Source organism: Propionivibrio pelophilus DSM 12018 (assembly GCF_059569095.1).
Map to the genome: position 1 here is coordinate 26,661 of NZ_JCANUT010000037.1, position 11,969 is coordinate 38,629.

Consider the following 11,969-nt stretch of genomic DNA (forward strand, 5'->3'; position numbering starts at 1 on the left):
GCGAAGGCTGACGGGGAAATTGCAGATAATGAGCGAACGCGAAATAGACCAGGCGTTGGTCGAGCGTGCACAAGCGGGCGACAAGCGCGCATTCGAGCAATTGGTCGGAAAGTACCAGCGCAAGCTGGGCAGACTGTTATCCCGTTTCATTCGCGACCAGGCCGAGGTTGAGGACGTTACCCAGGAAGCCTTCATCAAGGCCTATCGTGCGTTGCCCTCGTTTCGCGGAGAAAGTGCTTTCTATACGTGGCTTTACCGTATCGGCATCAATACCGCAAAGAACCATCTGGTTGCGAGAGGGCGGCGCGCGCCAACGTCAACGGAATTCGATTCGGACGAGGCGGAGTCTTTCGACGATGCAGAACTCCTTCATGACATCAACACGCCCGAGCGACTGTTGCAGTCGAAGCAGATCGGTCAGACGGTCAATGCGGCCATGGAGGCGTTGCCCGATGAACTGCGTAACGCGATCGTGCTCCGTGAGATCGAAGGACTGAGCTATGAAGAGATCGCGCTCGAGATGAAGTGTCCGATCGGAACGGTTCGTTCCCGGATTTTCCGTGCGCGCGAGGCGGTTGCCGAGAAGTTGCGGCCGTTGCTGGATACTGCGCCCGATCAGCGATGGTAGTTATTGGCGTTCCTGTCCGGTTTTCACGACATGATTGACGTTCCCGGAAAAGTTGTTGGCGTTGATGGCGATCTGGCCACCGTCAGGGTGGATTCGCGGGGCGGTTGCGGGCGGTGTCACGAACCGGGAGGCTGTGGTGGCGTTCAACTGACGCAGGTGTTTTGTGCCAGACCCGAGGAAGTGACCGTTCCGAACCGCGAGCATGCCACGGTCGGGGAGGATGTGATGGTTTCCGTGTCGAGCGCCGCGCTTTATCGTGGGGTGATCGCGGGTTACGGCATTCCGCTGGTGGGCGTGTTGTTGGGCGCCATTGTTGGATCGGCGGTCATTGGCAGCGACTTGGGGGCAATCGTTTTTTCCGTGCTCGGGCTTGCCGGGGCATGGGGGATTGTCCACAGGCGCAGATTGAATCAATTGGATATCCAGTCGGACCTGAGCGCATCTCGTCGCAAGACGTAGTCTGCGTAGTCTGTACCTCCCCGGTCGCCATCGCGATGTTGTCGCTTACCTTGTTGTCCCGGCCGTATTGCCATTTGTGCCACGACATGGAACAGGCGCTTTTGCCGGTGCTGGACGAGTTTCAGGTTGGTCTGGAAATCGTCGATGTCGATTCGGATCCGGCGCTGGAGAATCTTTACGGCGAGGTGATTCCCGTGCTTTTGCACGAACGGCTTGAACTTTGTCGTACTGTGCTTGATATAACCAAAGTCCGTGATTATTTGGGAAATTTCCGCTAAAATCCGGCGTCTTTGGCAGTTTGAACAGGGTGCCCATTGGCACCCTTTTTTGTAATCGTATTCACGGTTGTTGATTGCGGAAAATGCGTTTGGAATTCATTCGAAACTTTTCGATCATTGCTCATATCGACCACGGCAAATCGACGCTGGCCGACAGGATCATTCACCTGTGTGGCGGCCTCTCGGAGCGGGAGATGGAGGAGCAGGTTCTCGACTCGATGGACATCGAGCGTGAGCGGGGGATCACGATCAAGGCGCAGACTGCGGCGCTCCAGTACAAATCCCGCAATGGCCAGGTCTATAACCTGAATTTGATCGACACGCCCGGGCATGTGGACTTCTCCTACGAGGTGTCGCGTTCGCTCTCCGCATGCGAAGGGGCATTGCTGGTCGTCGATGCCTCGCAGGGCGTCGAGGCGCAGACCGTGGCGAATTGCTACACGGCGATCGACCTCGGCGTGGAAGTCCTGCCTGTCCTCAACAAGATCGATCTCCCGTCGGCCATGCCCGACAATGCGCGCCAGGAAATCGAGGATGTCATTGGAATTGATGCCTCCAACGCTGTGCTTGCCTCGGCAAAAACCGGATTGGGCGTCGAGGATATTCTCGAATCGATCATCGAGCGCATCCCGGCGCCCAAAGGCGATGAGGAGGGGCCGCTGAAGGCCTTGCTGATCGACTCATGGTTCGACAACTATGTCGGCGTCGTCATGCTGGTGAGGGTCGTCGATGGCATCTTGCGGCCGAAGGACAAGGTCCGGCTCATGGCCAGTGGCGGAACGTATTTGTGCGAACAAGTCGGGGTCTTTACGCCCAAGGCCGTGCAGCGGGATTGCCTGGCCGCGGGAGAGGTTGGCTACGTCATTGCCAACATCAAGGAACTGCAGGCAGCCAAGGTTGGCGATACATTGACCCTGGTCGACCGGCCGGCGGCCGAACCCCTGCCAGGCTTCAAGGAAATCAAATCCCAGGTCTTCGCCGGGTTGTATCCGGTCGAGGCGAATCAGTACGATTCCCTGCGCGAGGCTCTGGAGAAACTGAAGCTGAACGACGCCTCGCTGCATTTCGAGCCGGAAGTTTCGCAGGCGCTCGGCTTCGGTTTCCGTTGCGGCTTTCTCGGGTTGTTGCACATGGAGATCGTGCAGGAACGCCTGGAGCGCGAATTCGACCAGGATCTGATCACGACCGCGCCGACGGTGATTTATGAGGTCGTGACCCGTGACGGTAATGTCATCCAGGTCGAGAATCCGGCGAAGCTGCCTGATGTGACGAAGACGGAGGAGATCCGGGAGCCGATCATCACCATCACCGTTTTTGTCCCCCAGGACTATCTCGGCAGCGTCATCACCCTGTGCAATCAGAAGCGTGGCAATCAGGTCGACATGATCTATCACGGCCGTCAGGTGCAGCTGACGTACGAAATGCCGATGGCCGAAGTCGTCATGGATTTCTTCGACAAGCTCAAGTCCGTATCCCGGGGCTATGCCTCGCTGGACTATGAGTTCAAGGAGTTCCGTCCGGCCGACGTGGTGAAGCTCGACATCCTCATCAATGGCGAGAAGGTCGATGCCTTGTCGGTCATCGTGCACCGGGCGAACTCGGTCTATCGGGGACGCGAACTGGCGTCGAAGATGCGCTCGCTGATTCCGCGTCAGATGTACGACGTGGCGATCCAGGCGGCGATTGGCTCGAATATCATCGCCCGGGAGAACGTCAAGGCGATGCGCAAGGACGTGCTGGCGAAGTGCTACGGCGGCGACATCACGCGGAAGCGGAAACTTCTGGAAAAGCAGAAGGCCGGCAAGAAACGCATGAAACAGGTCGGCTCGGTCGAGATCCCGCAGGAGGCGTTCCTGGCCGTGCTTCGGGTAGATAAATAAGAAAGGAGATTGTCGGTGAATTTTGCGCTGATCCTGTTTTGCCTTTTGCTGGCGAGCGGAGCCATCTGGTTGGCCGATGTCGTGTTTTTCCGCAAGCTTCGGGCGCCGGGGGCAAAGGATCCCTGGTGGGTCGAGTATGGCGCCAGTTTTTTTCCTGTCATCCTGGCTGTGTTCGTTCTGCGTTCATTTGTCGTCGAGCCGTTCAAGATTCCTTCCGGCTCGATGATTCCGACCCTGCAGGTGGGCGATTTCATTCTGGTCAACAAATTCACCTATGGCATCCGTTTGCCGGTCATCAACAAGAAAATCATTGACATAAACCAGCCGCAACGCGGTGATGTCATGGTGTTCCGCTTTCCCGAAGATCCCTCGCTCGACTATATCAAGCGAATCGTGGGGCTGCCGGGAGACAAGGTGGAGTACCAGAACAAGCGCCTGACCATCAATGGAAAGCCGGTCGAACAGGTGCGGATGGATGATTATCTGCATCCTGAACGGTTGTACTACTCGCAGCAGTATGTCGAGCGCGTCAACGGTTTCGAGCACCGGATCCTGACCGACAAGGATGTGCCGGCGTTCATCATGGACGTGTCACGATTCCCCCGCCGGGAGAATTGTCTCTACAACAATGCGGGTGTAATCTGCACCGTTCCCAAGGGGCATTATTTCGTAATGGGTGACAACCGGGACAACAGCCGGGACAGTCGATATTGGGGTTTCGTTCCGGACGAAAACATCGTCGGGAAGGCGTTTTTCATCTGGCTCAATTTCGGCGATCTGAAGCGTATCGGCTCGTTCAAATAGAAGGAGTAATCTGGAAATGCGACATCAGCGTGGAGTTTCTTTGTCAGGCCTGCTGGTTTGGGGGGCGGTTATAGCAGCGGTGGCCTTGCTGGGTATCCGGGTGGCGCCCGACGTCATCGATTATTACAAGATCAAGAAGATCGTCGCGTCTACGGCAGCGAATTCGAGCGGGAAAACGGTTCCCGAAATCCGGAGCATTTTCGGCAAATATGCCGATGTTGATCACATCGAAACGATCACGGCGGCTGATCTGGACATTTCCAAGGAAGGCAATGAAGTCGTCATCGCTTTCGAGTACGAGAGGCGTATCCCCTTGTTTCTCAATGTCAGTCTGTTGATCGACTTCCAGGGTTCATCATCGGAGCGTTGAGTCATCGCATGGTTGATTCTCTGGAAAAGGCGCTGGGCTATGCCTATCGGGACAAGTCGTTGCTGTCGGCCGCGCTGACGCATCGGAGCCATAGCGCGCAACACAACGAGCGGCTCGAGTTTATCGGCGATTCGATTCTGAATGCGGTGATTGCCCGGGAGCTTTACGCGAAATTTCCGGATGCGCCCGAAGGTGATTTGTCCCGCCTGCGGGCGAATCTCGTGCGGCAGGATTCTCTTCATGCACTAGCGCTGTCGTTGGCGCTAGGTGGGTACATTCGTCTTGGCGAGGGCGAGTTGAAAAGCGGTGGGGCGAGTCGGCCATCGATTCTCGCCGATGCGCTTGAGGCTCTGTTTGGCGCTATCTGGCTTGATGGTGGCTTCGAGGCCGCCAGTACGGTTATCTGCCGACTATACGGAGGCATGCTTGAGCGGCTGTCGCTTGAAAAACCGATCAAGGACGCAAAAACCCGTTTGCAGGAATACCTCCAGGCAAGGCGTTTTTCCTTGCCAAAATACCTTTTGATCAGCACCGATGGCGAGGCGCATGCCCAGGTGTTCAACATGGCCTGCGAGATAGAACGCCTGCAGATTCGCTCCGAGGGGCGTGGCGGGAGTCGGCGGGCGGCGGAGCAGATGGCGGCGGAAAAGGCGCTGGAAATGCTCAGCTTCAATACGGATGAGCGGTAAATATCATGGTTGATTTCAAGTCCGGCTATGTAGCCATCGTCGGTCGTCCCAACGTGGGCAAGTCGACCCTGCTCAACAGGCTGGTCGGTGAAAAGATAAGTATCGTCTCGCGCAAGGCGCAGACGACGCGTCATCGGGTGGCCGGCATCCTTACCGAAGCCGACACGCAGTACGTCTTTGTCGATACCCCGGGTTTCCAAACGAAGCATGCTAGCGCCCTGAATCGCGCCATGAACCGTGGTGTCACCCAGGCACTGGCGGATGTCGACGTGGTGGTGTTCGTCGTCGAGGCGAGGGTCTTGGGGGCGCAGGATCGCGCCGTGATTCGGCTGTTGCCGGAAGGCAAGCCCGTCATTCTTGCAGTCAACAAGACGGATGAGGTCAAGGAGAAAAACAGTCTGCTTCCGTTGCTGGCGAGCTTGTCGAAGGAATTTCCGTTTGCAGCCATCGTTCCTGTCAGCGCCACAAAAGGAAGCCAGCTCAAGGACTTGCTCGCCGAGGTGCGCAAACATCTGCCGCACGAGGAACTGCTTTTTGCGGAAGACGATATCACCGACAAAAGCGAACGTTTTCTCGCCGCCGAATACATCCGCGAAAAAGTCTTCCGGCTGATCGGTGACGAACTGCCCTACGCGTCGACCGTCGAGATCGAAAAGTTCGAAATCGACGGGGCATTGCGCCGGATCAATGCGGCGATCGTCGTCGATCGCGAAGCGCACAAGGGCATCATCATCGGCAAGGGGGGTGAGACGCTCAAGCGCATTGCCTCCGAGGCACGTCAGGATATGGAGCGCCTGTTCGACGGAAAGGTGTTTCTTGAGGTGTTCGTCAAGGTCAAGTCGGGCTGGTCCGACGATGAGCGCCTGCTCAAGAGCCTGGGGTATGAATAGGCGTCCGTTCCAGTCTCGATAGAGAATCGATGCAACATCGACATAAAGTGGATGGGCAGCCTGCGTTTGTTTTGCACAGCTACCCCTTTCGTGAAACCAGCCTGATCGTCGAAGCCTTTTCAAGGGATTATGGCCGCGTCGCCCTGCTGGCGCGGGGAGCAAGGCGAGCGCGATCGGCCATGCGGGGGCTGCTGATGGCCTTTCAGCCGCTCGATCTGTCTTGGGCTGGCAAGGGCGAGGTGCAGACCCTGATGAAGGCCGAGTGGCAAGGCGGGCAGCCGCTCCTGACGGGAAAGGCGCTGTTCTGCGGTTACTATCTCAACGAACTCCTGGTGAACCTTCTCCCGCGCGAAGACGCGCATCCGCGACTTTTCTCCTTTTATGCGGAAATCCTGCGCCGGTTCGCTTTGGCTCCCCGTGAGTCGGACATCCGCTGTTTCGAGCGGGCTTTCCTGCAGGAGCTGGGATACGGCTTGTTGCTTCTTCATGATGTGGATGGCTATCCTGTCGATCCGGACGGCTTTTATGCCTACGAGATCGAGCGCGGGCCGGTCAGGCTCGACGCAGCCGGGAAAGGGCCGTTGGCGATCCGGGGTAAGACCTTGGTTGATCTTGCCGCAGATGATTTTTCCGACGCGCGTTCCCTGTTGGAAGCCAAGCAGTTGATGCGAGCGCTGATTGCGCATTACCTGGGTGGAAAATCCCTCGAAACACGCAAGATATTTTTGGAGTATCAAGAACTATGATCGAATTGGGCGTAAATATCGACCACGTAGCTACCATTCGTCAGGCTCGCATGACCTACGAGCCTGAGCCGGCGTGGGCGGCGGTGGAGGCGCACATCGGCGGCGCGGATGGCATTACGGTGCATTTGCGCGAAGATCGCCGCCACATCCAGGACGCCGATGTGGAAAAGCTGCGTACGCTGACGCAGATCAAGCTGAACCTCGAAATGGCGGCGACCGACGAGATGGTCGATATCGCCTGCCGCCTCAAGCCGGAAATGGCGATGCTCGTGCCGGAAGGTCGCCATGAGGTCACCACGGAAGGCGGGTTGGATATCGTCGCGCAGGAAGCGAAATTGAAGGAAGCCGTGGATCGCTTGGCGGATGCGGGAATCATCAGCAGCGTTTTTATCGATGCCGATCTTGATCAGGTGGCGGCAGCAGCGCGCATTGGTGCACGGGTCTGTGAAATCCATACCGGCCCCTATGCGCACGCGTTTCACACGCAGGGGCGCGATGCAGAGAGTCCCGCCGTGGTTGCCGAACTGGAGAAAATCCGAGCAGCCGGCGAAGTGATCCGCGATCTCGGCATGCGCTTCAACGCGGGGCATGCGCTGAACTATTTTAACGTCCAGCCCGTGGCGCGCTTGCCCGGAATTCGCGAGTTGCATATCGGCCATTCGATCGTCTGCCGAGCGGTGTTCGTAGGATTGCGTGAAGCTGTCCGTGAAATGAAGCGCTTGATGCGTGAGGCCGCTGCGCAGTCACCCCTGTTGCCATGATTGTCGGTGTAGGCACCGACATCGCTTCGGTTGCGCGGGTGGGGCGTTTGTATGAACGCCATGGACAGCGCGCACTGGAAAAGCTGCTGGCGTCGTCCGAATTCGATGAATTTTCCCGTGCGCGCGATCCAGCGCGTTTCCTGGCCAAGCGTTTCGCCGCCAAGGAGGCGCTTGGCAAGGCCATGGGAATCGGCGTCGTTGCGCCGGCTACCTTGCCGAACATCGCGGTCGCGCATGACGAGCAGGGAAAGCCGGTGTTCAGCTACGCACCGGCACTGGCTGCCTACATCGATGAACGTGGGCTCGTTGCGCATCTGTCGATCAGCGACGAAGTGGAGTATGCCGTCGCTTTCGTCGTTGTCGAACGTGCCTGAACTGGAGTTGCCATGTCTGTGATGCTCCCGCTCGGACCATTGATGATCGATATCGCCGGTCACGAGCTGACGACTCTGGAACGCGAACGACTGACTCATCCGCTCGTCGGCGGCGTGATTCTGTTCGCGCGAAACTATGCGTCTCCCTCTCAGTTGTCGGCGCTGACCGCCGAAATTCATGCGCTCCGTTCTCCTTCGTTGCTGATCGCCATCGATCACGAGGGCGGGCGGGTTCAGCGTTGTCGCGAGGGGTTTACGCGATTGCCGGCGATGCGTCGTCTCGGTGAATTGTGGGAGCACGATGCACAGCGTTCATTGATCGCTGCACGGCAAATTGGCTATGTGTTGGCCGGCGAACTGAGAAATCACGGCGTAGATATGTCCTTTACGCCTGTGCTTGATCTGGATTGGGGGAACAGCCAGGTGATCGGTGACCGTTCGTTTCACCGTAATCCCGAGGTGGTCGTGCAGTTAGCTGGAGCGCTGATTTCCGGGCTTCGTCAAGCCGGGATGAAAGCCTGTGGCAAGCATTTCCCCGGCCATGGCTGGGTGGAGGCCGATTCACATGTGGCGATCCCCATCGATCGACGCTCATTGGCCGAAATAGAAACGGACATGCAACCGTTCAGGCGCCTTGCTCTGGATGCGGTGATGCCGGCACACGTGATCTATCCTGCGGTGGACGAACGACCAGCAGGGTTCTCACCGCGCTGGATCGAAATGCTGCGCCGGGAAATCGGTTTTGGCGGGGTGATATTCAGCGACGATCTCTCGATGGAGGGGGCTAGTGTCGTTGGTGGCGTGGTCGAGCGCGTCGAGGCCGCGTGGCGTGCCGGTTGCGACATGCTTCTGGTGTGCAATGCGCCGGACAAGGTTTCGGACGTCCTCGAGCATTGGCGGCCGGTCGTCGATTCGGTGCATTCGCAACGTATTGCGCAACTCAGACCGGACGTGGCGTTTGGCGGAATCGAGGATCTTGCCGCCTATCAAGCTGGAGTAGATGCTGCGGCTCAGTTGGCTGCCTGATACTCCGATCCTGTAACGGCAGGATCGGAGTCCGTCGCGCGGAGAGTCACTTCCCGCCGAACAGCAGATTCGGCAGCCAGAGCGACAGTTGCGGGATGAAGGAAACGAGAAGCAGCACGATGAGGTTCCCCGTCAGGAAGGGGAATATCGCCTTGATCACCGAGGAAAGCGGAGCCTTGGCGATGTTGGCGCAGACGAAAAGGCACACGCCTACCGGCGGGGTCGTCAGGCCGATCATCAGGTTCAGCACGGCAAACGTAGCGAAATGCACCGGGTCGATGCCGACCTTCGTTGCCACTGCGAGGAGTGTCGGGAACAGGATGATCAATGCTGCGATCGTCTCCATGAACATCCCGACGATTAATAGCAGGAGGTTGATCAGAAGGATAATCGCTGTTTTGTCGCTGGTCAGCGTGAGCATGGCTTTGGCGATGCGTTGCGGGATTTCCTCCGCGGCCATGATCCAGCCAAATACGTTGGCGATGCCGACCAGCGCTAGCAGAGCTGCCGACGTAATCGCGCTGTCGATCATGATCTTGGGGACTTCACGCAGCGCGATGCCTTTGTAGATGTAGACGCCGACCACGAACGCATAGACGCAGGCGAGGATGGCGGTTTCCGTCGGAGTGACCAGTCCGCTGAGCAGGCCGCCGACGATCAGCGCCGTCAGCATCAGGGCCCAGAATGCGCCGGTAAACGAATTCCAGAGTTCCTTCCAGCCTTTCCAGGGCTGACGCGGGTAATCGTTCTTTACCGCAAGCAGATAGCAGACCAGCATCATGCTCAGGCCGAGGAGGATGCCCGGGATGGCGCCCGCCATGAACATGCGTCCTACGGAGACGCCGGTCAGGGCGCCGACGATGATCATCGGAACGCTGGGCGGGATGATCGGGCCCACAGTCGAGGCGGCGGCAGTGATGGCGGCCGCGAAACTGATCGGATACCCCTCCTTTTTCATGCCGGGAATCATGACGGCGCCGATCGACGCGGCCTCGGCGACTGCCGTCCCCGAGATGCCGGCAAACAGCATCGAGCCGGCCACGTTCGTCAGGCCCAGACCGCCACGAATCCAGCCGACACCGGCGCTGGCAAAGCGGATGATCCGGTCCGTGATGCCGCCGCCGTTCATCAGGCTACCGGCCATGATGAAGCCGGGAATGCAGAGCAGGACGAACGAATCGACGCCGGCGAATATCTTTTGCGGAAAGACGACAAGCGGGATGTCCGCGTAGAAAACCAGATAGGCAACGGACGATACACCAAGGCAAACGGCAACCGGAATGCCGATGATCAGGCAAAGGATAAACGTGCCGAAAAGAATTGCAATTCCCATGAATCACCCTTTTGTCGACGCGTGGCCGGTTGGCTCGGCAACGGCAATGTTGAGGACGAGCCTGATGAACTTGATCAGGCCGAATACGCCAAGCAGCACGGAGAAAAAGAGAACGCAGGCGAAGACGTACTGCATCTGGACGTGTAGTACCGGCGACGTTTGCATTGCGCCAGATACGGTGAATTCCCAGGCGCCGGGGATCAACATAAAACCGAAGGCCGATACGATTGCTGCGGAAAATATCTCGCAGGCCCGGCGCAGCCACGCAGGCATGACCATCAATGCCAGGTCGACGTTGACCAGATCGCCCGTCAGGAACGATGCGCCGACCCCCAGGCCCATGATGTAAAGCAGTGCGACGCGGGACGTTTCCTCGGTCCAGATCGGCGGTTGCGACATGAACGTGCGCGCGACAACCTGTACGACGACTGCCACGATCATGACAGCGAACGCGAGGCACGTGCCGCCTCTGATCAAGCGTTCGATTTGTTTCAGGAGTTTGACCATCGTTCGGCCTCCCTTATGTTTTTTTAGGATGGAACCAACGACAAACGCGGAAAGGTTTCCGCGTTTGTCTGGGGGGCGTTCGATCAGTCGGCGTAGAGCTTCTGGATCGTCGGCTTCAGTTCGTCCTTCGCAGCGGCCAACACGGCTTCCTTCGCCTTCTTGGCAAATCCGCTCTGGTCGGTATCGACGAAGGTCATGCCCTTGGCTTTCAACTCATCTTCCAGCTTTTTCTCGTCCGCGAGCATGATCTCGCGCTCATAGGCTTGTGCGCGCTTGGCGGCTTCCTGGACAGCTGTCTTCTGCTCGGCATTCAGCTTGTTGAAGGACTTTTCGCCGATCGCCAGGTAGATCCAGGAGCGAACGTGCGCCGTACGATTCACGTACTTCTGTACTTCAAAGAAGCTGGCCGACTTGATCAGGGCGAGCGGGTTTTCCTGTGCCTCGATCACGCCGGTCTGCAGCGAGGTAAACACTTCGCCGAAAGCCATCGGGGTCGGCTGCGCGCCCACGCCGCGCCAGAACTGCACGAAGACCGGAACGTTCGGAACACGGATTTTCAGTCCCTTGGCGTCATCGACGGTCTTGATCGGTTTGTTGCTGGTCAGGTATCGGGCGCCGCGGGCGAAGTAGGCCAGCGGGATGGCCTTGGCCTTTTCCTGGATTTCCTTCTTTATCTCTTCGCCGAGCGGGCCGTTCACCGCCTTGTCCATTTCCGCCAAGTCCTTGAAGGCATAGGGCAGGGCCAGCAGGGCGGCTTTCGGTGCCCAGTTCTGGAGCGATTCGCCGGTGATGGTCATGTCGGCGGTGCCCAGTTGCATGCCGTTGATCAGGTCCATTTCCTTGCCCAAGGCGTCGTTCGGGAACACTCTGACTTCGACCTTGCCATTGGTGAGGTAGGCTGAAAAAAGTGGAGTCCAACGTTTCGTAAAATGTGAGGAACGGAGGACAAGGATGGAACGACTACCGAAAGGGATCTACACGCTGGAATTTCGGGCGGAAGCGGTGAAGCTGGTGGAAGCGGAAGGGCTGTCGGTGGATGCGGCAGCGAAGCGCTTGTCGGTGCCAAAGAGCAGTCTTGGCAATTGGGTGCGGGCGTCGCGTACAGGCAACCTGGCGAAGGTTGGGCAAGGCCAGAGGGTGCCGACGGAAACGGAAATTGAACTGGCGCGACTGCGCAAGGAATTGGCGGAAGTGAAACTGGAGCGTGATCTGCTAAAAAAATGT

The 11,969-nt window shown here is 58.1% G+C and carries 16 protein-coding genes; 13 read left to right on the plus strand and 3 right to left on the minus strand.

Going from position 1 to position 11,969, the window contains the following annotated elements:
* Nucleotides 1-28: 28 nt before the first annotated feature.
* The 12 genes from rpoE to nagZ all read left to right on the plus strand — a co-directional run bounded on the left by rpoE (nucleotide 29) and on the right by nagZ (nucleotide 8,905).
* On the plus strand, nucleotides 29-628 hold the full coding sequence (gene rpoE, locus BO74_RS14340; RefSeq protein WP_496443061.1) for an RNA polymerase sigma factor RpoE: 600 nt from the start codon (nucleotides 29-31) through the stop codon (nucleotides 626-628).
* A gap of 3 nt (nucleotides 629-631) precedes the next feature.
* Nucleotides 632-1,087: a SoxR reducing system RseC family protein gene (locus tag BO74_RS14345; protein ID WP_496443062.1), complete on the plus strand. Its 456-nt coding sequence runs from the start codon at nucleotides 632-634 to the stop codon at nucleotides 1,085-1,087.
* A 35-nt stretch (nucleotides 1,088-1,122) separates the two neighbouring features.
* Nucleotides 1,123-1,365 (plus strand): glutaredoxin family protein, encoded by a 243-nt coding sequence (locus BO74_RS14350; protein WP_496443063.1) that lies wholly within the window; start codon nucleotides 1,123-1,125, stop codon nucleotides 1,363-1,365.
* 89 nt (nucleotides 1,366-1,454) lie between these two features.
* A complete protein-coding gene (lepA, locus tag BO74_RS14355; protein ID WP_496443064.1) occupies nucleotides 1,455-3,245 on the plus strand; it encodes a translation elongation factor 4 in 1,791 nt (596 codons plus the stop codon).
* 15 nt (nucleotides 3,246-3,260) lie between these two features.
* A complete protein-coding gene (gene lepB / locus BO74_RS14360) occupies nucleotides 3,261-4,049 on the plus strand; it encodes a signal peptidase I (protein ID WP_496443065.1) in 789 nt (262 codons plus the stop codon).
* A 16-nt stretch (nucleotides 4,050-4,065) separates the two neighbouring features.
* Nucleotides 4,066-4,419, plus strand: a complete 354-nt coding sequence (locus BO74_RS14365; protein WP_496443066.1) for a DUF4845 domain-containing protein — start codon at nucleotides 4,066-4,068, stop codon at nucleotides 4,417-4,419.
* Nucleotides 4,420-4,427: 8 nt separating this feature from the next.
* Nucleotides 4,428-5,108 carry a ribonuclease III gene (gene rnc / locus BO74_RS14370; RefSeq protein WP_496443067.1) on the plus strand — a complete coding sequence of 227 codons (681 nt, stop codon included), beginning with the start codon at nucleotides 4,428-4,430 and terminating at the stop codon, nucleotides 5,106-5,108.
* 5 nt (nucleotides 5,109-5,113) lie between these two features.
* Entirely contained in the window at nucleotides 5,114-5,998 is an 885-nt protein-coding gene (gene era, locus BO74_RS14375; protein ID WP_496443068.1) for a GTPase Era, read from the plus strand.
* A gap of 29 nt (nucleotides 5,999-6,027) precedes the next feature.
* Nucleotides 6,028-6,744 carry a DNA repair protein RecO gene (recO, locus tag BO74_RS14380; protein WP_496443069.1) on the plus strand — a complete coding sequence of 239 codons (717 nt, stop codon included), beginning with the start codon at nucleotides 6,028-6,030 and terminating at the stop codon, nucleotides 6,742-6,744.
* Nucleotides 6,741-7,505, plus strand: coding sequence for a pyridoxine 5'-phosphate synthase (locus BO74_RS14385; RefSeq protein WP_496443070.1), 765 nt, complete (start codon nucleotides 6,741-6,743; stop codon nucleotides 7,503-7,505). Before recO ends, BO74_RS14385 begins: the two co-directional genes overlap by 4 nt.
* Nucleotides 7,502-7,879, plus strand: a complete 378-nt coding sequence (acpS, locus tag BO74_RS14390; RefSeq protein ID WP_496443071.1) for a holo-ACP synthase — start codon at nucleotides 7,502-7,504, stop codon at nucleotides 7,877-7,879. Before BO74_RS14385 ends, acpS begins: the two co-directional genes overlap by 4 nt.
* A 42-nt stretch (nucleotides 7,880-7,921) precedes the next feature.
* Nucleotides 7,922-8,905: a beta-N-acetylhexosaminidase gene (gene nagZ / locus BO74_RS14395; protein ID WP_496443072.1), complete on the plus strand. Its 984-nt coding sequence runs from the start codon at nucleotides 7,922-7,924 to the stop codon at nucleotides 8,903-8,905.
* 46 nt (nucleotides 8,906-8,951) lie between these two features.
* Here nagZ and BO74_RS14400 read toward each other — a convergent pair whose 3' ends face one another.
* The 3 genes from BO74_RS14400 to BO74_RS14410 all read right to left on the minus strand — a co-directional run bounded on the left by BO74_RS14400 (nucleotide 8,952) and on the right by BO74_RS14410 (nucleotide 11,719).
* Entirely contained in the window at nucleotides 8,952-10,238 is a 1,287-nt protein-coding gene (locus tag BO74_RS14400; RefSeq protein ID WP_496443073.1) for a TRAP transporter large permease, read from the minus strand.
* A gap of 3 nt (nucleotides 10,239-10,241) precedes the next feature.
* Nucleotides 10,242-10,745: a TRAP transporter small permease gene (locus tag BO74_RS14405; protein WP_496443074.1), complete on the minus strand. Its 504-nt coding sequence runs from the start codon at nucleotides 10,743-10,745 to the stop codon at nucleotides 10,242-10,244.
* 83 nt (nucleotides 10,746-10,828) lie between these two features.
* Nucleotides 10,829-11,719, minus strand: a complete 891-nt coding sequence (locus BO74_RS14410) for a TRAP transporter substrate-binding protein (RefSeq protein WP_496443078.1) — start codon at nucleotides 11,717-11,719, stop codon at nucleotides 10,829-10,831.
* Here BO74_RS14410 and BO74_RS14415 point away from each other — a divergent pair.
* Nucleotides 11,697-11,969 (plus strand): transposase (locus tag BO74_RS14415; RefSeq protein ID WP_496443075.1); only part of this gene is annotated, 273 nt, incomplete at its 3' end. The two genes, BO74_RS14410 and BO74_RS14415, sit on opposite strands and share 23 nt — an antisense overlap.